Origin of the sequence: Hungatella sp. SL.1.14 (assembly GCF_024460495.1) — a bacterium.
Classification (GTDB): Bacteria; Bacillota; Clostridia; order Lachnospirales; family Lachnospiraceae; genus Hungatella; species Hungatella hathewayi.
On record NZ_JANFYJ010000022.1, the window covers coordinates 38,239 to 64,036 of the forward strand.

The following is a 25,798-nucleotide window of genomic DNA, read 5'->3' on the forward strand; positions in this document are numbered from 1 at the left end:
TCCAGGTACAACACCATTTTATCATCCTTCTCTTTTGATTACAAGCCGGTATGCTCTGCATACATCATCTGTTAAAAAGCATTTTTATTCACGGCCAGTATCCCGTAAGGTGCTTTCCGTTTTTGTGCATTGCAGAGAGTATTACGGTTCACAGATCCATGTCTTTTGCAGGGATACAAATAACAAAAAGCCCCTGTCGAAATCCTGGTTCTTTCTCGGCTTTGGGTGTGTGGCCGTGCCGGAGGGATTGATATCCCAGTGTGCCGCCATCTGGATACGAACCGCAAAAATGAACGTGACTGACGAACACATGGGCTTTGTGTCCGACAGTCACGTTCATTTTTGTGGCGAGTAGGAAGCCAGGCGGACACGGGATATCAATCCCTCCGGCACGGCCACACACCCAAAGCCGAGAAAGAACCGAAATCCTCGACCGGGGCCCTTAAACTTCTATTTTTCCCTTAATGCCGGTGCATCGCCACTTCTTCCGCACCCTGCATCTTCAAGTTCTCATGAACCTCTCTCTTATCCGCCTGGCTGATCAGCAGATCTCTCGCCTTCTTGGCCTCCAGCTCGCTCTTATGCTTGCTCGGGCCGCCGACGCATCCGCCGACACAGACCATGCCTTCCACGAAATCATCCGGAAGCTTGCCAATCTTAAGAAGCATCAGCGCCTTTTTGCACTCAGCGGCTCCATTGCACTTCATAACATTGATTTCGGCATTTTCGCCTGTTTCCTTCAGACATTCTAACACTGCCGCCGTCACGCCGCCGCCGTTGCCAAAACGTTTTCCGAATACAGAGCCCTGCTGAAGCGTATTCTCTTCCGGCTCTAAATCCACGCCCTTTGCAACCATCATGGCGTGGGCCTCGCCCAGCGTCATGGCATAATCCGCGTTATCCTTGATATTTAAATCCAGAGTCTCGCTCTTCTTTGCGATACACGGCCCGATGAAGACGGTAATGGTCTCCGGATCCTGCGCCTTTAACATTCTGGACACAGCACACATCGGGGATACCGTTGTTGACATATGATCCAGAAGCATCGGATAATGCTGTTTGATCATGTTGACGAAAGCCGGACAGCAGGAAGTCGTCATCTTCTTCCCCTCTTTATAGGCCTCCGCCCACTCGGCCGCTTCCGCCGCCGCAGTTAAGTCACCGCCTAAGGCTACCTCCACCATGTCTGCAAAACCGATCTTTTTCAGGGCGGTTCTCCAGCTGGCCATCGTAATATCCGGACCGTACTGGCCTTCTGTTGCCGGCGCCACCATGGCGACTACCTTCTTGCCTGCCCTGATCAGGTTAATGACGTCCACCAGGAATGTCTTGGAACCGATGGCTCCAAACGGACAGCTGTGGATACAGGCGCCGCACTGGATGCATTTGCTCTCATCGATCACAACGATGCCGTCCTCGTCCATGGTGATGGCGTCTACCGGACAGCTCTTCTTACATGGGCGGGTCAGATCTGCAATCGCGTTATACGGACAGGCCTGAGAACATTTGCCGCACTCCTTGCATTTATCGGGATCGATATAGGCACGGTCATGTCCCATGGAAATAGCACCGAAATTACAGGAATTCTGGCATGCCTTTCCCATACACTTCTGGCAGTTGTCGGTTACGACGTAGCGGGCGATGGGGCAGCCCTCACATGCGGAGCTGATAACCTGCACAATGTTCTTCGTATCTTTTCCACTTGGACATAATCCTTCCGCAAGACGGACACGCTCCCGGATGATCTCACGCTCCCTGTAGATACAGCAGCGGAACTGCGCTTTCGGACCAGGAATGATCTTATAGGGAATTTCACTTCTGTGCTGTTCTAAATCTCCCTCCCACGCCATTTTCGCCACCTCATACAATACCTGATGTTTAAGGCGAAGTAATGTTGCATCGTTTGTTACCATAATTTTCCTCCTCGTAACTACCATCTGCCGGAAGCAGAATGGATCTCTATCGCAAATTTCATTAATAATAGGTTACCGTAACTTTTTTTCCCATCTCTTCCACCGTATGCTTCAGCTGTTCCACCAGGTTCTGACGGATACCGAGGTCAAAGGGAAGACCCGGGTTCTGATACGCGCTGTTGATGGCTTTTCCTACGTACAGATTGAGCTCCGTGCAGTCCTCAATCAGCATCTTGGCCACCATGGAGGCCCCATTTGGCTTATCCAGTTCCAGGAAAAACTCTTCTGTGACCGCCTCGTTCTTCACATAGCGCCTCAGCAGCTGGAGAACGCGGTTTAAGGTGAGAACACCTTCCGTGACCAGTTCTATGCCATCGATGTAAGCGATCGGCGGAATATCCGGATCGTTGTAATCGAGAGAAACATCCAGGCTTTTCTTCGTGGTTCTGGCCACGATATTGGCGCTGGTACCACCACAGACGATCCGCTTGGTAAATTCATCACCCGACATGAAATCGGCCACCATGGCGGTGTCATCCTCCGGGTTCCTGGCGGGTCCGGTCATTAAGTGCACCGGCTTTCTGTCGATGATCCGCATGACAGCCACCGTCGTGTCATCTCCCGGCCGGAACTGGTACAGTTCGTCGCAGGCCCGGCTGAGTGCTGTAGCCAGACGGATCGCGGAGATGGTGACCCGGTACTGTTTCAGCGCATAGGCGGCAATATCTTCCCACAGCCAGCCGAAGTTTAAGAGCTGACCTACTCCTGCGTGGATCGTGCCGTCGCTCATTAAAATCAGTGCGTCTCCCTTTTTCACCCGGAAACGGTACTCGTTGATCTTTTTGTTTTGAATCACACGGATATTCTGGGGAATCGGCACCAGCTGTCCGGCCCGGATAAAGATACAGCTGGGATTATCAAATTCCACCAGATAGGCGTCTCCGTTATGGAATACCTGCAGGATACTGAAGGTGGAATAGGCTACCTGCCGCACCTGGCAGACAGGAAGCGTCTCTACAATCGTCTCCACGCACTCTTCCAGAGTTGCGCCGTTTAAAAACATGGTTCCCAATATCTTCGAGGTCAGAGTCGCCAGAATATTGGCCTTGACACCGCTTCCCATGCCGTCGGCGAGAATCATGATGTTGGAATCCTCCGTCTGGAGCAGTTCCACCTTATCGCCGCACAGGACCTCATTGAACTTATTCAGGCTTTTGTATGCAACGTCTACTGTTACTCCCATCACTTAACCTCGCTTTCACTTCCTTCATCCAGTAGGGACCGGCAAAGCTTTGTAAGCGTGGTTTTTGTCTCCGCTGTGGTTTCGCCCAGCAGACCGGCGATTTCCTGAGCGACCATCATCTGCTTATGGATTACCCGCTGTGCCAGATCGATGGTTTCCAGTTTCTTTTCATACTCCTGCTTCGCCAGTTCCTCTTCCTTCGTGATATCGATAAACGTGGCGAGCACGACGTCTTCCTTCTCAATATAAACGATATTCTGGAGCATGGAGAAGTTATATTCGCTGTAAGTCACCTTTTTTCCATGGATGTTCTGATGGGAATCGTAGACCCACTGGAAATCCGACGGATCGATAAATTCATATAAATACATCGTTAAGGCTTCCTGCCTCGTCTTCCCGAAATACTTTTCTCCAACTGCAGAATACTCTAAAACTTTCATGTCTTTATCCACAATCAAAACGATATTCGGCGACGTCTCCATAACCAGGTTCGATAAGGACTCCGCTTTTTCATGCATAAAGGGGATACACATGCCCAGTTCGGCTTTTTTCTGAAATACCGCGATGGCCTTCTCGCGGCAGGTGGAATAACCGCAGGCTCCGCAGTTTAACTCATCCTCCGGTTTTGTCTTTCCCGTCTTCTTTAAGATATCCTGGATCTGAGCCTCCGTCGGCATCGCTTCCCTCGGTGAGCGGTCCATAAAGAGCTTCTGGAAGGATATCCTGCTGATGATTTCCTCAACCTCACTCTTTTCGGCCGGATCTTTTTCTATCGTCTCTTCCATATCCAGTTTCACTTTGAATCTGGATATACTCTCATCCTCTACAGTCGGCCCTTTGATACAGCCTCCGGAACACATGTTCATCTCGATGAAACAGCCTTTGATTTCTCCGCGTACCATGCTTTCGCATAAATCGATGCAGTTCCTGGCGCCGTGAACATAGAATTTCCGATAGCCATCCTTCTTTTCTTCTGTCGCAAGAACGGAATTTACAACCCCGTTGGTGACAGGATAGAGGCGGTTGACCCGTGGGTCCAGATGACGGAACGGGATATCCTCGCAGTCCTCAATGGTAATCTCTTCTTCCTTCAGCCAGCGATTAATATCGTTAAAATTTAAGACCGCGTCGATACAGGAGTCGTGGCGGACATCGCCCGCTTCCTTCTTCTTGGCGATACACGGGCCCAGGAATACAACCTTTACATTCTTTCCCAGCTCTTCCTTCAGCATCTTGCCGTGGGCGATCATCGGCGAGACCACAGGCGCCATGTAGGGAATCAGCTGCGGATAATAGATTTCAATTAAATCATTGACACTGGGACAGCAGGTGGTGATGATCGTTTCCATCTTTCCCTCTTCCAGAAGCCGTGCGTATTCGGCGGTCACCATGGCCGCGCCTTCCGAAGTCTCCCGCACATCGGTGAAGCCGAGTTTGCGCAGAGCTGCGTTGATCTGGCCGATACTCTTGTATTTCAGCAGTCCCATGTAGGATGGGGCAATGGATACGACGGTTGGGATGTTGTTCGCTATGTAGCCTTTTACGATGTCTAAGTCACTTACAAGGGTTTTCGCTGACTGTGGACAGACCTGCATGCATTTCCCGCATAAAATGCATTTGTCCGGCATGATCTCGGCCCGTTCATCTTTTATCATGATCGCCTTGACTTCACAGTTGCGGACACATTTGTAACAGTGCTTGCACTTCGTAGCCTTGAAATCAATAATCGCCATGATTACAGCCTCCCTTTGATTTCTTTATCGAAAAACTCCTTTGTGTCTTCTGGTTTTAAAGAGAACAGCTGGCCGTCTACGGTCACGCAGACTCCGTTGACGCAGTTACCGCTGCAGAAGGAACCATTTAAGTCTACTTTGCTTTCCAAATGGTTTTCTTTTACTAACTGCTGAAGCTGGGCGATGATTTCTCTGGAACCTTTTAAATGGCATGCGCTTCCTATACAGATTGTAACTCTCATGTGAATCTCCCTCCAATATCTTGTGTTTGGTTGTGGTGGTGGTGAAATACTTAGTTTGAATGTCCGCAAGGGGCAGAGCCATACAGACAGCCATGAAGCCGGCGCGGAATATGAAAGGCAATAACGGCTTTTCATATTCCGCGCCGGCTTCATGGCTGTCTGCCTGGCTCTGCCCTTTGCGTACATTATCTCACATTGACATATTATTATCAATCAAAAAACACGATCTAATCTGTACTTTTTCACATACATCCGACCATAACATCTACGATTTCCTGCTTCTCCGCATCTATCAGGCCGTATGTATTCAGTCTCAGCTTTGGAATCACAGGAAGACTGGCGAATGCCAGCGTCATAAACGGGTCAATCTCCTTTGATATTCCTAATTTTCCGGCTTCTTCTTTTAACGCCTCTAATCTCTGATCCACCACTTCAGCCGCTTCCTCGCTCATCAGACCGGCAATGGGCAGGGCCAGTTCTCCAAGAACTTTTCCATCCGCTGCGATCGCCAGACCTCCGCGGTTCTTTCTCACCGTATTTCCCGCCAGTATCATATCGGCATCATTGGTTCCCGCAACGATTAAGTTGTGGGAATCGTGAGCGATGCTGGTGGCTACCGCACCATGCTTTAAGCCATAGCCTCCCAGGAAGCCCAGACCGATATGACCTGTGTCGTGGTGACGCTCAAATACCGCCATCTTGACAATATCCCGGTCCACATCCACCCCCGGAGCATACCCCTCTTTTTCTGTCCACGGAACCAGACGCTCCGTGGTCGTCAGTTCACCGGGCGTAAGGCATAAAACCCGCACCTGTCCGCTCTTCTTCTCTATGTAAAGCTGCTCCGGTGTAAGCTCTTTTAAATGGAATGAATCGCCGACTCTGACAGGCGTCTCTATGTTCTTTCTCTCAGCCGCCAGGACGCCTTCCTTCATGGTGCCGTTTTCCGCCACCAGCCTGCCGTTTTTATAAACCTGCTCCACGCGGAAATTCTCAAGGTCTGATACTACAATAAGGTTCGCCTGATACCCTGGGGCTATTGCTCCCCGGTCTTTCAACCCGAAATACTGAGCCGCGTTGCAGGAACCCATAATTACTGCGTGAACCGGATCGGCGCCAAGGCTTATGGCTCTCCGGATAATGTAATCAATATGGCCGAGGCGGAGTAAATCGCCCGGATGCTTATCGTCTGTCACCAGCATGCATCGATGGTAATACGGCTCCTGAAACAGCGGCATCAGCGCCTCTAAGTTTCTCGCAGCCGTTCCCTCACGAATCATGATCCACTGGCCGCGGCTCAGCTTCTCGATCGCCTCGGATGCTGTGGAACACTCGTGATCCGATTTCACCCCGGCTGTCACGTAGGCATTCAGTTCCCTTCCCGTAAGACCGGGCGCATGGCCGTCTACCAGCTTATTCTTTCCGAGCGCCCCTTCCAGCTTGTCGAGAATTCCCTGATCAGCTCTCGTGGTCCCGTAGGAATTCATCAGCTCCGCAAGGCCCAGCACACGCTCGTCTTTATAAAATGGTTCCAGCTTATCCGCAGGCAGCACAGCCCCCGACTCATCCAGACCGGTGGCCGGCACACACGAAGGAAGCATGAAGAAGACATCCAGTGTCAGCCCGGCCGTCCGCTCCATCATGAACCGGATCCCTTCGACGCCCGCCACATTAGCGATCTCATGGGGATCGGTAATGACGGCCTGGGTGCCGTGCGGAATAACGGTCCGTTCGAACTCTCCCGGGGCCACCATGGAGCTCTCCAGATGAATGTGGCCATCTATCAGTCCCGGACAGACGACAGCCCCCTTTAAATCCACTTCCGTTACCCCTTCATAATCCCCCACACCCACGATATAGCCGTCTTCGACAGCGATATCCGCCTGTTCCAGCGCGGCGGTAAATACATTGACAACCGTCCCATGCTTCAGTACCAGAGACGCCTTCTTCGTTCCCGCGGAAGCGAGAATCCGCTCTGACAGTTTCTTATCCATAAGATGAACTTACCCCTTTCTGCTTCATATTCCTATCTGCCTGCCAGCTTTGTGATGGAAGCCGTGATCAGACGCTTAAACAGCGGCGCAACCCGGTCTGCCGTCTCCTGAACCTCAGTATGGCTGAGAGGCTCCTTGCTGATTCCGCACGCCATGTTGGTGATGCAGGAAATGCCGCAGACAGCCATTCCCATATGATTCGCCGCTACAGCCTCGCAGGCCGTACTCATGCCGACCGCATCCGCGCCCAGCATTTTGCACATGGAAACTTCGGAGGGTGATTCGTAGCTGGGCCCTGTCAGCTGTAAATAAACGCCCTCTTTTAGCTCAATGGCCTCTTCCTTTGCCGTCTCTTTGATGATATCACGCAGTTCTCTCCGGTAGATATCACTCATATCAGGGAATCTCGGCCCCAGTTCATCGATATTGGCCCCGATCAGCGGTGACGGCACAAAGGAAGCGATATGGTCGCGGATCAGCATAAAGTCACCGGCATGGAAGGTACTGTTTATACCGCCGGAAGCATTCGTCAGGAACAGGATCTTCGCTCCCATGAGCCCCATAAGCCGTGCGGGAAGTACCACATCGCTCATCGGATATCCCTCATAGAAATGAACGCGGCCCTGCATAATCACCACCGGAACGCTGTTTACATAACCGAAAATAAACCTGCCCTTGTGTCCCGGCACTGTGGACACCGGAAACCCTTCAATATCTTTGTAGTCAATGGTCTCGGCAACCTCTATCTCCTCCGCGTATTCTCCCAGACCGGACCCTAACACCAGCGCAATCTCCGGCTTAAAATCCGTCTTTTCCCGCACACTCTTTAAACACCTCTGCAGTTTCTCATATACTTCGTTCATCTTGTCTTTGTCCTCCTTCATTTCCTTTCTGTGATATAAGTATAAGTGATTACAGTATATCACAATTTTTAATATATCTAAACAGAAAAAAAGGAAACTTCCGGCAGGTATGTGAAATTTTCACGAAAAACCTGAACCTGTTGAAGCGGTAAGTGAACCGCAGCGTGAAATTTTCATGCCGGAACACAGGTCCATAAGATGTTTTGACAAAACCTGCCAGGTAATGGTATACTGGACTTGTTCGTTCTAACCCGGAAGGTGTTCCTGACGGAGAAGGCGAGGAGAAATCATCGATCGCGGGATTCCCCATGCCTTTTTGGTGTGGTTTTTTTATTTTCCGGTACGGAAGTCCGGCTCGCCGGGCTCTCTGTGATTTATGGCTGCGCAATCGGGTTATTGATACGGACAGAAAGCGAGGATGATAATTATGAGAAAAGTATTACCTGTACTCATGGCTCTTGCCATGACGGCGGCGGCACTTACCGGCTGTGCAAAAGGCGCTGGTGAGACGGCGGCGGAAACCACCACTGCAGCGGCTGCCGAAGCTTCCACGGAGACATCCGCAGAAGAAACTGCAGAAGCTCCTGAAACGGAAAGTGAAACTGAAACGGAAAGCACCGGCACCTCTGCGGCTGCCGGCTATACGCTTCGCATCGGCTCTTTAAAAGGCCCTACCTCTATGGGACTGGTAGAGCTGATGGATCAGGCGGCAAAGGGAGAGGCCAAAGGTTCCTATGAGTTTACGATGGTGACCGCAGCAGATGAACTGCTCGGAAAAATCGTGAGCGGAGATCTCGATGTGGCTCTGGTGCCCTCCAACATGGCCTCCATTATTTTCAACAAGACCAATCATGGAGTTAATGTTTTAAATATCAACACCCTGGGAGTACTGTACGTAGTGTCTTCGGACGACTCCATCAAATCCATTGCGGATTTAAAAGGAAAAACCGTCTACTTAACCGGTAAGGGAACCACTCCGGACTATGCGCTGCAGTATTTATTAAAGGCAAACGGAATGACCACGGATGATGTGACTCTGGAATATAAATCAGAGCCAACCGAGGTCGCCGCTCTGTTAAAAGAAAAACCGGATGCCATCGGACTTCTTCCTCAGCCGTTCGTCACCGTTGCCATGGCTCAGAATGACACGCTCAAAATGGTTCTCGATCTGACCAAAGAATGGGATGCCGTCTCCGGCGAAGACGGCGGCAGTCTCGTAACAGGTGTAACCATCTGCCGCGGTGAATTATTTGAAGAACATGCCGATGCAATCCAGACTTTTATGGAAGAACAGAAGGCTTCAGCAGCATTTGCCAATGAAAACGTTGCGGAGACGGCAAAGCTCGTCGCGGCCGCAGGCATCATCGAAAAGGCTCCTGTAGCCGAAAAGGCCATTCCGTACTGCAGCATCACCTATATAGACGGAACTGACATGAAAAACAGGCTCTACGGATATCTCTCTGCTCTGTATGAGATGGATCCGGCCACAGTAGGCGGCGAACTTCCTACAAAAGATTTCTTCTATATACCATAATGAATTGACGGACGAAGTTCGAACCCGGCGGCCGGTCTCCGGCCGCCGAACAATTCAAACAGCAAGGAGGGGAACTCAATGAAACCATCAGGTCTGGGGCGGAAAGCCGGCATTATCTGTTTCTGGCTGGTGCTCTGGCAGCTTATCAGCATTGCCGTACACAATTCCATCGTCCTGGTCGGCCCCGCGGAGGTCGCGGGAGCACTGGTTTCCCAGATTTCCACCGTGGAATTCTGGCGTACGATCGGCCTTACCTTCGGTAAAATCTGTTCCGGTTTCTCAGGCGCGTTCCTTGCCGGGATTCTGGTGGGAAGTGCCGCCTGCCGTTTTCCTTTTTTAAAGGATTTACTGGAACCTGTCATGGTTCTGGTCAAATCGGTACCCGTAGCTTCCTTCGTCATACTGGCACTGATCTGGATCGGCTCTAAGAATCTGTCGGTCTTTATCGCTTTTCTGGTGGTATTCCCCATGATCTACGTCAATACCATCTCGGGACTTAACAGCGCAGATGCCCAGCTGCTGGAGATGGCCGGGGTCTTTCACATGTCCGGCTGGAAGAAGTTCCGTTATATTTACTGGCCTGCTCTTCTTCCCTATCTTATAAACGGCGCCGCTATCAGTCTCGGTATGAGTTTTAAATCCGGTATTGCTGCCGAGGTCATCGGTGTGCCGGATCATTCCATCGGCGAGAAGCTGTATATGGCAAAAATCTATTTAAGCACAGCGGATTTATTTGCCTGGACACTGGTAATCATTGTCATCAGCGGTCTGTTTGAGAAGGTCTTCATCCAGCTTCTCAAGGCTGCAGAACGGCAGAACAGAGCAAACGGAAAGCGGGGTGCTTAAGCGGAAACCATGGAAATTACAGTTACAAATCTCTCAAAATCATTTGAAGGACGGGAAGTCTTCCGCCAGGTCAGCCAGACCTTCCGGACCGGAGGCATCTACTGCCTCATGGGCGCTTCCGGTTCTGGAAAGACCACGTTCTTCCGAATTCTCCTTGGCCTTGACAAGCCCGACAGCGGAACCGTAGCAGGAACAGAAGGGGCCTTTCTCTCGGCGGTCTTTCAGGAGAACCGCCTGTGCGAATCCTTTTCTTCACTGGATAACGTGCTGATGGTCTTTCCAAAGGTTACACGGGAAATACGGGAAGCCGCAAAGGAAGATTTATGTAAACTTCTTCCGGAGGAGTCCATCTACAGGCCTGTCTCCACCTTAAGCGGCGGCATGAAACGCCGCGTTGCCGTCTGCCGGGCACTGGCAGTCCCCTTTGATGCAGTCCTTATGGATGAACCGTTTACCGGTCTGGATGAGGACACACGCAGAAAGGTCATCGCGTTTGTAAAGCAGAAAACCAACGGAAAGCTGGCGATTATCAGTACCCATCAGGAGGAGGACGTTCCTCTTCTGGGCGGCAGTCTGATACGCCTTACGGCAGAAAGAAAAGGGATATGACCCCTCAGTCCGGGTCGTATCCCTTTTCTTTTATTCAATCCGGTGGCGCCGGATTATTTAATCTTAAATGATTTTACAGCCTCTTCAATCTGTTTGGCCACAGCCTCATCTGTTGACATCACAGTTCCTGTTGCACAGGAGTAGGTCTGCTTTGCCGCATCATAAGTACCTGATTCTGCAAGGTAATGAATTCCGTCGCTGGGATTCGTATACTTCATGGAATACTGGAAGGTCTGGCTTCCATCCTCTTTTGTGTTCACATCGTAGGACAGGATTTCCATCCCGTCGCCGCGGCTCACCATATTCTTGTACTCTTCGGCGGTATCCGGATAAATTTCCCGGACAGAGTCTGCAGAACTGCCGCTGATGGTCATAATTTCCAGCATGTCTTCCCCATTTGCGGAAAGGAAGGTCACATATTCATCATCACTTCCCTCATCAATGGTCCATCCAGCCGGAACCTTGATCTCGAACTTCCCGTTGGCTGCCTGAAACACGCCGTCGGAACCGATCTCTCCCGATGCAGACGCTGTCGTCTCTTCTGCGGCTTCCTCAGCCTCATCTGTCTCTTCCTCTTCTGTCTGATCTTCTGCCTCTGTACTTTCAGCTTCTGACAGTGACGTCTCCGCTGCCGCTGTTGTGGTTACTGCCTCTGTCGTTGCCTCTGTGGAAGCAGTAGTCTCAGTCTTATCTTTTGATCCGCACGCAGTTACTGCCATCATAACGGCTGCAGCCACTGCCAGCGTTATGATCCTGCTGTTCTTTCTCATAATAATCTCTCCTCATGTTCTGTCTTAACTTGTTGCGACGAAGAGGATTATAACACGTTTAAATTCTTTTGTATAGCGTATTAAAGGAACCGAAAGAAACACAAATAATTCTTAATAAACTTTATGTTCTGTTTATCATGTTCTCATTATTTTCCACAGATTACCGGCCGCCCTTCAACCATATCAAAGCCTGAAACGGGACCTCTCAGTGCCCGTCAGAGGCGATGGAGACCAGGAAGCGATTGATCTTCCCCTTATTCTCCTCATAGAGGTCAATATTTTCATAAAGTTCTTTATAATAAGTAAAAATGAATTTTTTCGTCTGTATGGTATTCTTCATCGTGGCTTCCTTCGCCACCAGGCTGTTTTTTGTCTTCACATAATAATAGGTCGGATACGGCAGCGCACAGATGCGTTCCGCATAGCAGAGATACTGAAGATTGAACAGAAAATCCTCGCACCAGTTCAATTCCCGGCTGCACCGTAGCTTATATGCGTTCAGAATATCCCGCCGGTACAGTTTATTCCACATGACTCCATAGTAAAAATTGGCCGGTTTTTCCATCATGTGCTCTGCAAAGCCTTTCCTGGTCATAATTTCGTATTCCTTAATATGGCCTTTTCTTCTGATTTTATCGTGGTTGACACGGAAAAAGTGAGTGATAACCATATCGCAGGAGCCATACTCGGCCGCCGATACCATCATTCTTGTAGCATCCGTTGTGATCCAGTCGTCGCTGTCCACAAATTGCAGGTACTTCCCCTCTGCCTGGTCCATGGCCAGATTACGGGCATCTGACACCCCGGACTGCTCCTTCCGGATTACCTTAACCCTGGCGTCCCGCTTCGCATAATCGCGGCAGATCGCAAGGCTTCCATCCCCGCTTCCGTCATCTACCAGAAATACCTCCAGTTCCTGATAATCCTGATTTAATATACTGTCAATACACCGGTTCAGTGTCTTTTCCGAATTGTGAATCGGAACTATTATACTTACCAATGGCAGCTGCACGTTACTCTCCTCCCGCTCTGTCTCCTGCAATTTTCTTAATATAGGAAGTCCGTCCCGTATCCGGCCATACTTCCTGCTTCTAACAGCCAGTATACCATAAACAGGCCATTTGGGAACCCATTTGGCGGCTTTACACCGGATTTTATATTTCTTCTTCCATTTTTCAATATTTCCTCATATTTCTTTAAGTTTTTTTATGAAATGTTTATGGTGCGGACAAATTTATGACACAATTTTCTCCTATACTAAATAGTGTAAAGGAACCCCACCCTTTTAACATTGACTTTTTATTTTTCATACTCGGCCGGCAGTAACTCGATTGTTACTGCCGGCCCCTCCCATTTATGGGGTTTTTTATTTTCTGCCCGGACTGTTACTGTTATGATATTTTTTATTTTTTTCAAATAACGGTTGACAAGTTTTGCAGTATCGTATATAATAACTCTTGCGTCGCGAGACGGTGGATAAAAATTACAGAGAAATTCTGTTTACGGGGTGTGGCTCAGCTTGGCTAGAGCGCCTGGTTTGGGACCAGGAGGTCGCAGGTTCGAATCCTGTCACCCCGATGATAGTAAAAAGATAACATTTGTTATTTTGACTGCTGTCTCTCAAGTTGATTTGCGGGTGTAGTTCAATGGTAGAACACTAGCCTTCCAAGCTAGATACGTGGGTTCGATTCCCATCACCCGCTTGTGAGTCTGTAGCTCAGTTGGATAGAGCAACGGCCTTCTAAGCCGTGGGTCGGGGGTTCGAATCCCTTCAGGCTCGTTTCACATCAACTAACCAGAGATGTGAACGTTTTATGGTGGGTATGGCGAAGTTGGTTATCGCGCCAGATTGTGGCTCTGGAGGCCGAGGGTTCGAATCCCTCTACTCACCTTTCCCTTTAAGGGAATTTTTTTTTATCAGGAATTATGAAAGGCGATGGGCCATCGCCAAGCGGTAAGGCACAGGACTTTGACTCCTGCAGTCGCCAGTTCGAATCTGGCTGGCCCAGCTTTGGGATACTAGCTCAGGTGGTAGAGCACTTGACTTTTAATCAAGTTGTCCGGGGTTCGAGTCCCCGGTGTCTCAGGAATATATGGAATAACAAAAAAGCCGTCGAGTACGGCTTTTTTGTTATTTGAATGGAAACCAATACTTCTCATCTAAAAAAGATTTAGGTAGCCTAAAAGTTTTTGTATATTCTGTATTTAAAACCACAGGAGTCTAAAAAATTTTTAGATACAATGTGAATTGCCCTTTTACCTCCTCGTGTATATAATAATGGTATCAAAGAAAGAGAGGTGTTACATATGACGTATTTGGCATATATCGTAGTATTCTCACTGCTGGCAATGGAACTCTACCCGATCATCCGAAACGGGATTCACAAAGCTTAATCATAAATTCTTGACATTTCCGCCCTCAGATGGTATCATCCATTGGTGTCAGCGGGTATGGCGGAATTGGCAGACGCGCCAGATTTAGGTTCTGGTGGGAGACCGTGCAGGTTCAAGTCCTGTTACCCGCAGTTAAGTAATTTCGTAAAGCAGCGGTTCAGATTCATCTAACCGCTGCTTTTTCTATCTGTAAAACCAGTCACAGTATCTTCTACTCCTCCTGATCTCCACTGCATATCCTTCTATATCGAAGAGGAGTCTTATCCGTCAGTTTCTTAAATACCCGTTCAAAATATGTCACGCTCTCAAATCCCAGCAGTTCCGATATCTCCGTCACTGAATATTCACTGCCTGCAAGCAGCTCCTTCGCCTTCCTGATCCGTGTAATATTCCGGTATTCATTGACTGAGAAACCGGTCACCTCCCGGAATATCCGGCTCAAATACGACTTGCTGATAAAAAAGCGTTCCGCCAGCTCCTCCAATGACTCGTCCGTATCGTAATGGTGAAGCAGGTAATCCGCCACCTCATGAACCTTCTGGTGTCTGGGCGTCTGTACCGTCGATAGTTCTCCTCCCCGCTTATGATATACCCGATTCCTGCGGCACCGGTAAATAAGCAGAAGAATTTCCGCCAGCTTTAACTTCACCATCCCGTCATACTTCCCCTGTTTCTCCTTTAGCTCATCCCGAATTTCAAACAGAAGGCGTTTCACCTGCTCCCATATCTTTTCCGGAAGCTCCGTTACGCCATAATTTTCCTCAAACATCCTGGTCAGCGGAACCACCCCGGCCTGCTCCAGCAACGGGCTGAAGCCTTCCTGGCTGATCTGCAGAAGAATCCTGTCATGATATGATTTTCCAGCCAGACTGGTCTTATGAATCTGCTGCCGGTTAACCAGTACCACCATCCCTTTTTTTACATGGTACGTCTCCCGGTCGATAAAGTAGTACCGTTCACCCTCCAGCAAAAAATAAAGTTCAAAGCTGTCATGAAAATGTTTGGTCTGCATCGTAAATTCGTAATCACGGATTACCTCGTCGATGGTAAGCCCTACCATCTTTTCTGAAAATACCGTTCGTTCCATTCCCTGCTCCACATCTCCCGTCGTTTTACGCTCTGTCGTGTTTCAATTGTAGCCAAAAGTACGAAAATACCATAAAAAGCATCGATTCTATAAGATTTATAATACTATACTGCTGTATAATTAGCAATAACGAATAACAAAGCAGGAAATACACAGAAGGAGGATTTAACCATGAAATATGAAAACAACAAAGTCCGTGATTTAAATATTGCTTATATCGGCGGCGGTTCCAGAGGCTGGGCCTGGACCTTCATGACCGACTTATCCATGGACGATTCCTTAGGCGGAACCATCCGTCTTTACGACATCGATGAGGCGGCTGCCAAAAACAATGAAATCATTGGAAATAAGCTGACGGCCAGAGAAGACACCACCGGAAAATGGGATTACGTTACCTGCAGCACCATAGGTGAAGCGCTGACCGGCTGTGACTTCGTCGTCATTTCCATTCTGCCCGGCACCTTTGATGAGATGGCAAGCGACGTTCATCTGCCGGAACGCCTTGGAATCTACCAGTCTGTAGGCGACACCGCCGGCCCAGGCGGAATGATCCGCGCTCTGCGTACGATTCCCATGTTCGTCGAAATAGCGGAAGCCATCAAAAAATACGCGCCCGAAGCATGGGTTATCAACTACACCAACCCCATGACCTTATGCGTCAAAACTCTGTATCATGTATTCCCGCAGATTAAGGCATTCGGCTGCTGCCATGAAGTATTCGGTACCCAGAAGGTATTAAAGGGAATCTGTGAGGAAACCTTTGGCCTCGACAGCATCAACCGCCGCGACATCAACATCAACGTGCTCGGTATCAACCATTTTACGTGGCTCGACAAGGCTTCCTATAAGGGAATCGATCTCTTCCCGGTTTACCGCGACTACATCGACAGCCACTACGAAGAAGGCTACAACGAACCGGATAAGAACTGGGCCAACAGCACTTTCGACTGTGCTCACCGCGTAAAATTTGATTTGTTCCGCCGCTATGGCCTCATTGCTGCCGCAGGCGACCGTCACCTGGCAGAGTTCATGCCGGGCGGTGAGTATTTAAAAGATCCCGAGACAGTAGCTTCCTGGAAATTCGGCCTGACCACAGTGGACTGGAGAAAGGATGATTTACAGAAGCGTCTCGACCGCAGCCACCGTCTCGTTTCCGGTGAAGAAGAGATCAAGCTTGAGCCCTCAGGGGAGGAAGGAATCCTGTTAATCAAGTCCTTATGCGGCCTGGAGCGCTCCATCAGCAACGTCAATATCCCGAATACTGCGCTGCAGATTGCCAATCTCCCAGCCGACGCCGTGGTAGAGACCAATGCCGTATTCAGTTTAGACAGCATCCAGCCCATCGTCGCCGGAGCCATCCCGGAGCAGGTAAAGGCCTTAATCACCCCTCATGTAGAAAATCATGAGAGAATCCTAAAAGCCGCCCTTACATACGACCGCAGCCTCGTCTGCGAGGCCTTCCTTGCCGATCCCCTTGTAAAAGGACGCGCATCCGAGGAAGAAGTAAAAACCCTGGTAAACGACATGATCGCCAACACCATAAACTATCTTCCCGACGGCTGGAAATAAAATAAGATAAAAAGGTGCTTCGCTTTATATCTCCAAAAGCGAAGCACCTTTTATCTTCCCCTCCCATAGCCAGTACACAGCCTCAGAGCTTGTGGAGAGCGGGAGGGAGGCAGGGGCGAAGGGGTTCCTTTTCCGAGGTTCGCAGGAAGTTAAGCGGAAAGGCGGGAAAAAGGGGAGGTGAAATCTGGCCTCCAAGCCAGATTTCAAGTGCACACGGAGGCGAAGTCCTTCAGGAGTTCGGCGTAGTTTGCGCGATCCTCCCCTTTTTCCCGTCTTTCCGCTTTAGTTCCTGCCACCGAGGAAACAAGAACCCCTTCGCCCCTGCCTCCCTCCCGCTCTCCACAAGCTCTGAGGCGTACCCATTCTCACTCCCCTTCCCTCGGCATCGTCCCACTATAACACCCACTCTTCATCCACAGCGGAAGCAGCTTCGCCAGCACACTGAACAGAAGTCTCCCCTCATCGCTGGAGAGGTCCACATCCCACAAGTCCTCGATCAGCTTAATCCGGTATCGGATCGTGTTGACGTGTGTATACAGCTTGTCCGCGGTCTTCTGATAATGGAATCTGCATTTGACAAAGGTTCTTATGGTCATGGCAAGGACATCCCGTTTTTCCTCGTCCATCTGATTTAAAAGCTCGTCCATTTCCCCCAGCATCTGATTGATGGGCCACGAATTCTCCGGGTAGTTGAGCAGCCGGTAGATGCCTAAATCGTGGTAATAACAGATGCGCTCGCCATACTCCAATAGTCCTGCAATATGCGCCGCGCTTTCCGCCTCAAAGAACGCGGTGACCGCCTGGGAAGCAGGGTAATGCCGGCTTACCCCCGCCCTGCACCGTTTGCCGGCGCCGTCTAAAATAGCCAGCAGGCGGCGGGCAAAATGGTCCACGTCTTCCGCCGAAACAAAGAGACGCAGACTCCCCTCCGCCGAAAAGCTGTAACAAAGCTTCTGGGGAAAATAGTGATGAATCAGGTAAGACAAATACTCCTTTTTTCCCTCCGCCGGTTCGCCTGCCTCCTGATCACACAGCACCAGCGCATATCCCGATTCCGGAAACAGCTCCATCACAGAGGAATCCGGCATCTGGCCGCCGCAGATCATTTCGACTGCCGCCTCAATCCGGCGGGAGCGCCGTTTGTAATCGTCGATGCCGGTGCAGAGAATGGAGGCATAGTTCAGCAGAATATCGTCTGACGGCTCGAATACGTCCTCGTCTCCAAGAAGGCAGAGCACTCCGAACGGCAGACGGTTTTTAAACAGTTCCGCCTGAAGCAGCATATTATCCGAAAACGATGAGGAGTAACAGCTCACATGGGATAACCCGGACTTTCGGGGCTCCTTTTTCCAGTAGGCCGGATAGAAAACCGCCTCATTCAGCACGGGAACCGAAGGCTTCACAAACGTGTCCTGCCCCACAATCAAAGCAGCCTGGCAGCCTGTCCAGTAGCTCAGCCCCTCTAAGAGAGAATCCGTTCCGCTGGTATAGAACCTGCGCTGAAGGTCCTCCAGCACCCTGTCATATGATTTTACCGCTCCATCCGTTCTGGAGGCAATCAAATGGGAATAATCATTTATCAGAGCCGTAAATCCGGCCGTCTCTGCAGTTCCGAAAACCAGTTCCCGTTCACGGCAGGCCTCTGCCAGCTTCGAGATCCTCTCCTCGCTCTCCCCGGATAAGTCCGCAAGTAACCCGGCTGCCTCCTGTGCCTTTCGCTCATTCAGCCACTCGTTTAGCCTCTCCCCATCATCCGGAATCAGCCCCCTGCATACCAGAAGCAGACTCTGCGGCTCCCGGACAGCCGCCCCATTTCCGCACATCAATTCCAGGCGGCTGACCTCTTTCCCATAAAACGGCGTCCGAAAACAGCACGCTGAGAATGCCCCGCATCCGGCCAGATACTCAAGTTTTAATTTCATTTCCGGTGAAGCTCCTTTCCCTACAAAAACGTGTCTCACTTTTTGTAGACTGCCTGACTCACACCTGTGTTATAGTTATTTTAGGCTTAATGATATATTTTTGTCAATATGGTTTGATCAATTAAAAATACCATTGTAAGGAGGTTATAAAATTATGGGTGATAACAAAAAATCGGTCACCATCACTGTCAACGGTGATGTATACCGGCTGGGCGTGGGAAATGCAGTGGGTGATATTGCCCCTGCGGACACACTGGCGGAAACGCTGCGTGAGCGCCTTCTGCTGACCGGAACCAAGATTTCCTGTGATGACGGCGCCTGCGGCTGCTGTACCGTCATCATGAACGGGAAAGCCATACCGTCCTGTACGGTGCTGACCATCGAATGTGACGGCGCCGACATCCGCACCATCGAGGGACTCCAGGACCCGAATACGGGAGAGCTGGATAAGGTGCAGCAGGCATTTGTCGATCACTCCGCTTTTCAGTGCGGATACTGCACGCCGGGAATCATCATGACGACAGAAGCGCTGCTGGCGGAAAACCCGCATCCGGATGAAGAAGAGATCAAGGAAGCTCTGGCCGGAAACTACTGCAGATGCATCAGCCATTACCAGGTGCTGGAGGCCGTGAAGCAGGCCGCCAGGGAAGGGAGTGAATGATATGGGTAAGGAATTCAGATATGTGGGCAAGCCGACTCCCCGAATAGACGGCAAGGCCATTGTAACAGGTTCCGCGGAGTACGCGAACGACATACATATGCACGGAATGCTCTACGGACGGATTAAAATGAGCCCCCATCCTCACGCCATGATTACAAAGATCGATGTGAGCAAAGCCCTGGAGCTGCCCGGCGTCAGAACCATCATGACCTACGAAAATGCCTTTGACTGGGTTACGGGTATGCCGGCACAGAAAAGGCTTCTGGATCGTCATGTGCGTTTTGTCGGCGATCCGGTGGCACTGATCGCCGCCACATCAAACCGGATTGCCGAGGAGGCTGCTGAACTGATTGAAGTGGAGTATGAGGTGCTTCCCGCCGTCCAGGACTTAGACGAGGCCATCGCCGACGGAGCCCCCCAGCTGTATGAGCAGTTCCCGGGCAATATCATAGAGCGGGGCTGCCCGCCTTTCGGCCCCAAAGCGCTTCAGGAGCTGGTCATTGGCGACACCAAAAAAGGCTTTGAGGAGTGTTCCGTCGTCGTGGAAGGGACCTCAAAGTATGAGACCATATCCAATCCGCTTCCGGCTGAAAGTCCCGGTCTCGTTGCCTGGTGGGACGGACCAAACCAGTGCAATATGAAAGGCAGCTTCCAGAGCCCCAACATCCAGAAAATGATCATGCAGATTGCCATGCCCAATGTCAATGTCCGCGTCATCTCTGCCAATGTCGGAGGAAGCTTCGGAAGCAAAAACACGGTTCCCATGGAGGGACTCTATTGTGCCGCCCTGGCTAAAGCCTCCGGCAGACCGGTGAAGCTGGTCATCTCCAAGGAAGCGCATCTCTCCACCTATATGCTCCGCTTAGGCAGCCGTCTGACCGCTAAAGTGGGACTGCTGGCCGACGGAACGGTTCACGCCTATGAGGGAACGTGGCTGGTCGGTTCCGGAGTTCACTCCGATTTCGGCCAGGGCCAGATTGCCAATGGCCTGGGACGCGCCATGCTTCTGCTCAACAAGTGCAAACACTGGAATTATCAGCCCCACCTGGTAGCCACCAACCGCTGCCGTTCCGGCGGTATCCGCGGATTCGGCGGACAGGAATCCTACGCATCACTCGTTCCGGTTCTGTCCATGGCCATGGCGCAAATGAATCTGGATCCGGTTGATTTTTTCAAGAAAAATATGTGTGACATCAACGGCGGTTACTACTGGGTCGAGGGACACTGGTGGGAAAATCATTTCTTAAGCTATAACGATGTCATGGATCACGCGGCCGAACACTTCGGCTGGAAGGAGAAATTCCCCGGCTGGCTAAAGCCGTACAAAACCGAAGGAAGCAAACAGTACGGCGCAGGCTGCTGCGTCCATGGAAGCGCCGACTGCGGAATGCTTCACGGCGAGGCCTTCGTCAAGCTGGACGGATGGGGAACAGCCAATATTAACGTCTGCATCGCGGAATCCGGCATGGGACAGAGGTCTGCCGTCGTAAAGATGGCTGCTGAAATATTGAATCTGCCGCTGGATAAAGTAACCATATCGACTCCCGACAGCCAGGACAATCCATGGGACTGGGGACTGGCCGGTTCGCGGGGCACCCTTGTATACGGGCGTATGGTAGGCGACGCTGCCCGAAGCGCCAGAAAGCAGCTTTTAGAAGCCGCATCCGCCATTCTCCACTGCCCTGCGGAAATGCTGGATACACGGGACGGAATCATCTTCATGAAGGATAATCCGGAGGTGGCGCTTCCGTGGATTGCCGTTTTAGGCCCGATGAACACCATATCCGGCCACGGCGTCTTCGAGATGGATCACTCCAAGCCGTGTTTCATGATCGCATTCGTAGAGGTGGAGGTGGATACCGACACCGGCGATGTGAGAATTGTGCGCGTGGTAGAGGGCACCGACGTCGGTCAGGTTATCGACCCGTTTTCCTTAAAGATGCAGCTGGAAGGCGGCCTGGGAAGCTGCGGAAGCGACAGTGCCATCAACGAGGAAATGATTCTCGACGAAAAGACCGGAAAGTTCCTGACCAACAACCTGGTTGACTTTAAATGGAGAGTCTTCCCGGATCTTCCGGCCTTTGAAACCCATATTGAAGAAACCCCCAACGATTTAAGCGCATTTGGAGGAATCGGAGTTGGAGAGATATCCGGTGCTCCGTTACCGGGTGCCATCATAATGGCGGTTTCCAATGCAATCGGCATTCAGCTGATGGATTATCCTCTGACACCGGATCAAATCCTGAAAGCGTTAGGAAAGGCGAGGTGAACACCAAATGAAAAATTTTAACCATACGGATGCGGAGAGCTTAAGCCAGGCCGCCGGCATTTTAAAGGACGAACAGAACAATGCCCGGATTATCGCAGGCGGTACGGACTTGCTCAGCGTTCTGAAACATAAATTAGAACCGGATTACCCGGAAACAATTGTCAATATCAAATCCATCGACGGACTGGACCGCATAGAGGAGGACGAAGACGGCTTAAAGATCGGGGCAACTGCCAAACTCTGTGATATCGCGTCCTCACCGCTGATCCGCGAAGAATACGGCGCGCTGGCTGACGCTGCGAGAAGCGTGGCAACCCCCCTGATCCGCAACTTAGCCACCATCGGCGGCAATCTCTGTCAGGAAGTCCGGTGCTGGTATTACCGCTATCCCGACGAGATCGGCGGCAGAATTCAGTGTCTCCGAAAGGGTGGAGATACCTGCAACGCCATGACCGGAGAAAATAAGAACCACTCCATCTTTGGGGCCAGAAAAGTCCATTTAAGCGGCTGTTCTTCCAACTGCCCCGCCCATGTGGACATCCCGGAATATCTGGCTAAGCTGCGCGCCGGAGACATGGACGGAGCTGCCTCGATCCTGCTGGAAGCCAACCCGATTCCTGCTGTCACCTCCCGTGTCTGTACCCATTTCTGTCAGATGAACTGCAAGCGGAAGGAATACGACGAACACGTCAATATTGGAGGCATGGAGCGGTACGTGGGCGACTACATACTGGAACACAGCAATCGTTTTATGGCGCCGCCAAAAACAGACAGCGGAAAACGTGTTGCCATCGTAGGCTCCGGCCCTGCCGGTTTAACCGCTGCCTTCTATTTAAGAAGCCGCGGACACAGCGTCCGTGTATACGACAAAATGGAGGAAGCAGGCGGACTTCTCCGCTATGCGATCCCGGAATACCGTCTTCCTAAAGATATCGTCAGAAACTTAATCGCCTCCTTAGAACACATGGGAATCGAATTCCTGACCGGTATTGAAATCGGAAAGGATATACCGGTCAACGATCTGGTGGAACAGTATGACAGCGTATTTTTAAATACAGGTGCATGGAAGCGGCCCCTTATCGGACTCGATGGGGAAGAGCTCACCACCTTTGGCCTGGATTTCCTGATTGAAGTCAATAAATGGATGGAGAGCAAGATCGGCAGAGACATCATCGTTGTAGGCGGCGGAAACGTGGCTGTAGACGTGGCAATCACAGCGAAACGTCTGGGTGCTGCCAATGTCGTCATGGCGTGTCTGGAGCCGGAGCATCAGATGCCGGCAAGCGAGGAAGAACTCAACCGGGCCAGAGAAGAAGGAATCACAATCCTGCCGTCCTGGGGACCGAAAGAGATTCTCCGCGACCACGGAGAAATCGTGGGACTTGTTTTAAAACGGTGTACTGCCGTCTTTGATGAGCAGGGTCATTTTGCCCCGTCTTACGATGATCATGAGACCACCACGCTTCACGGCAGCTCTATCCTTATGGCCGTAGGCCAGAAAACCGACCTCTCCTTCCTGGGCGAGGCACTGGAGCTGGAGGTCAGCCGCGGACTGATTTCTGTAGACCCCGCAACCATGAAGACCAGCGTAGATAAGGTCTTTGCTGTCGGTGATGTCACAACCGGGCCCAAAACAGTAGTGGACGCCATCGCAGACGGCAAGAAAGCTTCGGTCGCAGTCCATTGCTTTATGACCGGAGAGCCGGAAGGAGATGCGAAGCATCCGCTTGGAGGCCTGATTACGTTTGACGCCTCCTGTACCGGCCATTCCCAGGGAGCCAGGCTTCCGGAACGCCCGAAGGAGGAGCGCGGACTTCATCTGGAAGATTCCTACGGACTTACGTGGGAACAGGTGCAGGAAGAGGCAAAACGCTGCTTTAACTGCGGCTGTCTCGCTGTGAATCCCTCCGATGTAGCCACCGTACTCACCGCAATGGATGCGGAGATCGTAACCAGCAAACGAAAAGAGCCAATCGAAGAAATGATGAAGGAATCCCACTGCCGTCTGGTTGAGGAGGATGAAATCGTAACTGAGATCCGCATTCCGGCATCGGCAAAGGAATACCGGGTTGGCTATGATAAATTCCGAGTCAGGGATTCCCATGATTTCGCCGTAGTCAGCGTCGCATCCGCTTATAAGATGCAGGAGGGCGTCATTACCGATGCCCGGATTGTACTGGGCGCCGTAGCTCCGATCCCGCTGCGCGCCAGAGAGGCAGAAGCCTATATCACAGGGAAAACAGTCACAGAGGAACTGGCTGCCGAAGCAGCGGAGATCGCCCTTTCAGGAGCACTGCCGCTTTCACGGAACGGTTATAAAGTTCAAATAGCAAAAACACTGGTACGCAATTCCCTGCTGAATGCCAGATAGGAGGTGCACAGATGGGCAGAATCGAAGCAATACTGTTAGCCGCAGGCTACTCTTCCAGGATGGGACGTTTAAAACCACTTCTGCCCATAGGGGAAACCACGGTGATCCGGAGGCAGGCTGATATCCTTCATGGGCTGACCGACCGGACCATCGTGGTAACCGGTTACCGCGGAGAGGAAGTAGAAGCGCATTTATCCGGCTGCCATGCAGACACAGTCAGAAATCCGGCCTTTGCGGAAGGGATGTTCACCTCCGTAAAGGCCGGGATTCTGGCTCTTGACCGGGACGTATCGGCATTTCTGATTCTGCCGGTAGACTACCCGCTGGTAACGCGTAAACTGATTGCAGATCTGATAGAAGAATTTCAGCGTTCGGAGCCCCTCGTCCTGTATCCCTCTTTCTCCATGCGCAAGGGCCATCCTCCGGTTATTTCGTCTGCCTGCATTCCTGGGATTCTCTCTTATCAGGGCGGCGCGGGACTCAAGGGGGCGCTGACACCGTTTAACGGCGGGGCGGAGTATTTCTCCGCAGAAGATGAGACCTGTATCATCGATATGGACACGCCGGAGGACTATAAAAAAGTACTGGCACTGGTTTCCAAAGCCTCTAATGGTACTGCGGCTCCAGAAAGTTTAAGGTAAAATGTGCCTTTCCCTGATCATCCAGTTCCATAATCATAAACGACGGCTTCCTTCCATCCTGTCTGGGATAAGACAGACTTCCGGGATTTAAGATGGTCACACCTCCCCGCACCTCATAGAAGGGCCTGTGGGTATGGCCGTACATGACGATATCCAGCCGGCGGTCTCTCGCTTCCTGTTCCAGACGCTCCACGCCCAGAGACACATTGTAGTAGTGGCCGTGGGTCAGTAAAACCCGGTATTCTCCGATCTTCAATTCCTTTTCTCTGTCCAGATTGGAAAAGAAGTCGTTGTTTCCCAGTACCATCTCCAGATCACAGCCTTCTCCGACCCAGCCGGCGATCTTCGTTTCACTGCCTTCCGCATCGCCGAGATGGATGAGCATATCAAGCGGAGATGTCTTCTCGATCACGTTTTTTAAGTTGTCATCTTTCCGGTGTGTATCGCTCACAATTAATATCTTCATCGTACATCCCCCTTATAGAGCTCTTCCAATTTCCGCTTCATTGCCTCAAGCGCTTTTCCGCGATGGCTGATCCTGTTTTTCTGTTCCACGGTAATCTCTGCACTGGTCACTCCGAACTCCGGTAAAAACAGGATCGGATCGTATCCAAAGCCGCCGTTTCCTGCGGCCTTCTCTGCGATGATTCCCTCCATGGTCTCCTCCGTATGAAGGACACGCCCATCCGGCAGAACGGCCGCGATATTACAGACGAACCGGGCGCTTCTGTCGTCCCCGGGCGCCTTATTAACCCGGGAAATAATGGTCTGGTTCTTGATCTCGTAGGACGTATCCTCGCCCATATATCTGGCTGAATAGATCCCCGGCTCACCTCCCAGGCAGTCCACCACCAGGCCGGAATCATCCGCAAGGACAATTCCCCCCGTCTCGGCCCACACGGCTCTCGCCTTGATCTCCGCGTTCTCCCCAAACGTTTTCCCGTTCTCAACGATCACCGGATCCGCTCCGGCTTCCTTCATGGATAAAATCTCCATTCCCAGATCGGCCAGAATCAGCCGGATCTCCTTCATCTTTCCCGCATTGCCTGTGGCAAATACGATCCTGTTCTCACTCATCTGTATACTCTCCTTCATAAAACGGATTCATCGTTACTGTTTACGGCCAGTCCGGCACCC

General features: G+C 51.1%; 20 protein-coding genes and 7 tRNA genes. 15 read left to right on the forward strand and 12 right to left on the reverse strand.

The features are described 5' to 3' along the window. Positions 1-461: 461 nt before the first annotated feature. The 6 genes from NE473_RS21590 to NE473_RS21615 all read right to left on the reverse strand — a co-directional run bounded on the left by NE473_RS21590 (position 462) and on the right by NE473_RS21615 (position 7,988). A complete protein-coding gene (locus NE473_RS21590) occupies positions 462-1,913 on the reverse strand; it encodes a 4Fe-4S dicluster domain-containing protein (RefSeq protein ID WP_055651438.1) in 1,452 nt (483 codons plus the stop codon). 61 nt (positions 1,914-1,974) lie between these two features. Further along, the gene (locus tag NE473_RS21595; RefSeq protein ID WP_055651439.1) at positions 1,975-3,156 is read right to left on the reverse strand and encodes a SpoIIE family protein phosphatase; all 1,182 of its coding nucleotides are present in this window, start codon (positions 3,154-3,156) and stop codon (positions 1,975-1,977) included. Beyond that, positions 3,156-4,889 (reverse strand): [Fe-Fe] hydrogenase large subunit C-terminal domain-containing protein, encoded by a 1,734-nt coding sequence (locus tag NE473_RS21600; protein WP_055651440.1) that lies wholly within the window; start codon positions 4,887-4,889, stop codon positions 3,156-3,158. Before NE473_RS21600 ends, NE473_RS21595 begins: the two co-directional genes overlap by 1 nt. 2 nt (positions 4,890-4,891) lie before the next feature. Then, positions 4,892-5,131: a (2Fe-2S) ferredoxin domain-containing protein gene (locus tag NE473_RS21605; RefSeq protein ID WP_006770610.1), complete on the reverse strand. Its 240-nt coding sequence runs from the start codon at positions 5,129-5,131 to the stop codon at positions 4,892-4,894. 242 nt (positions 5,132-5,373) lie between these two features. Next, positions 5,374-7,125: an adenine deaminase gene (ade, locus tag NE473_RS21610; protein ID WP_055651441.1), complete on the reverse strand. Its 1,752-nt coding sequence runs from the start codon at positions 7,123-7,125 to the stop codon at positions 5,374-5,376. Positions 7,126-7,157: 32 nt separating this feature from the next. Beyond that, a complete protein-coding gene (locus NE473_RS21615; RefSeq protein WP_118077123.1) occupies positions 7,158-7,988 on the reverse strand; it encodes a purine-nucleoside phosphorylase in 831 nt (276 codons plus the stop codon). Between the two features lie 427 nt (positions 7,989-8,415). Here NE473_RS21615 and NE473_RS21620 point away from each other — a divergent pair, with 427 nt between their 5' ends. From NE473_RS21620 to NE473_RS21630, 3 genes are all read left to right on the forward strand, one after another. After that, positions 8,416-9,522 carry an ABC transporter substrate-binding protein gene (locus NE473_RS21620; protein ID WP_055651442.1) on the forward strand — a complete coding sequence of 369 codons (1,107 nt, stop codon included), beginning with the start codon at positions 8,416-8,418 and terminating at the stop codon, positions 9,520-9,522. A gap of 78 nt (positions 9,523-9,600) precedes the next feature. Then, positions 9,601-10,368, forward strand: a complete 768-nt coding sequence (locus tag NE473_RS21625) for an ABC transporter permease (protein WP_055651443.1) — start codon at positions 9,601-9,603, stop codon at positions 10,366-10,368. A 9-nt stretch (positions 10,369-10,377) separates the two neighbouring features. Beyond that, positions 10,378-10,977 (forward strand): ABC transporter ATP-binding protein, encoded by a 600-nt coding sequence (locus tag NE473_RS21630; RefSeq protein ID WP_022031943.1) that lies wholly within the window; start codon positions 10,378-10,380, stop codon positions 10,975-10,977. Positions 10,978-11,030: 53 nt separating this feature from the next. Here the strand turns inward: NE473_RS21630 and NE473_RS21635 are convergent, their stop codons facing one another. Continuing rightward, entirely contained in the window at positions 11,031-11,747 is a 717-nt protein-coding gene (locus NE473_RS21635; protein ID WP_006770617.1) for a hypothetical protein, read from the reverse strand. Positions 11,748-11,952: 205 nt separating this feature from the next. Beyond that, positions 11,953-12,759, reverse strand: a complete 807-nt coding sequence (locus tag NE473_RS21640; RefSeq protein ID WP_055651444.1) for a glycosyltransferase family 2 protein — start codon at positions 12,757-12,759, stop codon at positions 11,953-11,955. A gap of 491 nt (positions 12,760-13,250) precedes the next feature. Between NE473_RS21640 and NE473_RS21645 the strand changes: the two genes are divergently transcribed. From NE473_RS21645 to NE473_RS21675, 7 genes are all read left to right on the forward strand, one after another. Continuing rightward, positions 13,251-13,325: transfer RNA gene (locus NE473_RS21645), tRNA-Pro, on the forward strand. 54 nt (positions 13,326-13,379) lie between these two features. After that, positions 13,380-13,450: transfer RNA gene (locus NE473_RS21650), tRNA-Gly, on the forward strand. A 3-nt stretch (positions 13,451-13,453) separates the two neighbouring features. Beyond that, a tRNA-Arg gene (locus tag NE473_RS21655) sits at positions 13,454-13,527 on the forward strand. A 36-nt stretch (positions 13,528-13,563) separates the two neighbouring features. Next, positions 13,564-13,639 (forward strand) — tRNA-His (locus NE473_RS21660). 45 nt (positions 13,640-13,684) lie between these two features. Then, positions 13,685-13,756, forward strand: a tRNA-Gln gene (locus tag NE473_RS21665). A gap of 4 nt (positions 13,757-13,760) precedes the next feature. Continuing rightward, positions 13,761-13,833, forward strand: a tRNA-Lys gene (locus tag NE473_RS21670). A gap of 359 nt (positions 13,834-14,192) precedes the next feature. Further along, positions 14,193-14,272, forward strand: a tRNA-Leu gene (locus NE473_RS21675). An 80-nt stretch (positions 14,273-14,352) separates the two neighbouring features. Here NE473_RS21675 and NE473_RS21680 read toward each other — a convergent pair. Then, positions 14,353-15,228 (reverse strand): AraC family transcriptional regulator, encoded by an 876-nt coding sequence (locus NE473_RS21680; RefSeq protein ID WP_055651445.1) that lies wholly within the window; start codon positions 15,226-15,228, stop codon positions 14,353-14,355. A 171-nt stretch (positions 15,229-15,399) separates the two neighbouring features. On the opposite strand from NE473_RS21680, the gene NE473_RS21685 reads away from it, so the two are divergent. Then, entirely contained in the window at positions 15,400-16,797 is a 1,398-nt protein-coding gene (locus NE473_RS21685) for a family 4 glycosyl hydrolase (protein WP_055651446.1), read from the forward strand. Between the two features lie 365 nt (positions 16,798-17,162). On the opposite strand, the gene NE473_RS21690 is transcribed toward NE473_RS21685, so the two are convergent. Then, complete coding sequence (locus NE473_RS21690) at positions 17,163-18,719, reverse strand: PucR family transcriptional regulator (RefSeq protein WP_022033413.1); 1,557 nt, start codon at positions 18,717-18,719, stop codon at positions 17,163-17,165. Between the two features lie 154 nt (positions 18,720-18,873). Between NE473_RS21690 and NE473_RS21695 the strand changes: the two genes are divergently transcribed. Genes NE473_RS21695 through NE473_RS21710 form a run of 4 tightly spaced genes read left to right on the forward strand, consistent with a single transcriptional unit; the run spans position 18,874 to position 24,661 of the window. Beyond that, positions 18,874-19,380: a (2Fe-2S)-binding protein gene (locus NE473_RS21695; protein WP_006770624.1), complete on the forward strand. Its 507-nt coding sequence runs from the start codon at positions 18,874-18,876 to the stop codon at positions 19,378-19,380. 1 nt (position 19,381) lies between these two features. Continuing rightward, a complete protein-coding gene (locus tag NE473_RS21700; RefSeq protein WP_055651447.1) occupies positions 19,382-21,649 on the forward strand; it encodes a xanthine dehydrogenase family protein molybdopterin-binding subunit in 2,268 nt (755 codons plus the stop codon). A gap of 7 nt (positions 21,650-21,656) precedes the next feature. Continuing rightward, entirely contained in the window at positions 21,657-24,020 is a 2,364-nt protein-coding gene (locus NE473_RS21705) for an FAD-dependent oxidoreductase (RefSeq protein WP_055651448.1), read from the forward strand. 11 nt (positions 24,021-24,031) lie between these two features. Continuing rightward, positions 24,032-24,661 (forward strand): nucleotidyltransferase family protein, encoded by a 630-nt coding sequence (locus NE473_RS21710; RefSeq protein WP_006770627.1) that lies wholly within the window; start codon positions 24,032-24,034, stop codon positions 24,659-24,661. Here the strand turns inward: NE473_RS21710 and NE473_RS21715 are convergent. After that, positions 24,627-25,127: a metallophosphoesterase family protein gene (locus NE473_RS21715; RefSeq protein ID WP_006770628.1), complete on the reverse strand. Its 501-nt coding sequence runs from the start codon at positions 25,125-25,127 to the stop codon at positions 24,627-24,629. The two genes, NE473_RS21710 and NE473_RS21715, sit on opposite strands and share 35 nt — an antisense overlap. Then, positions 25,124-25,738 (reverse strand): RdgB/HAM1 family non-canonical purine NTP pyrophosphatase, encoded by a 615-nt coding sequence (rdgB, locus tag NE473_RS21720; protein WP_055651449.1) that lies wholly within the window; start codon positions 25,736-25,738, stop codon positions 25,124-25,126. The genes NE473_RS21715 and rdgB overlap by 4 nt, the downstream gene beginning before the upstream one ends. Positions 25,739-25,798 lie beyond the last annotated feature (60 nt).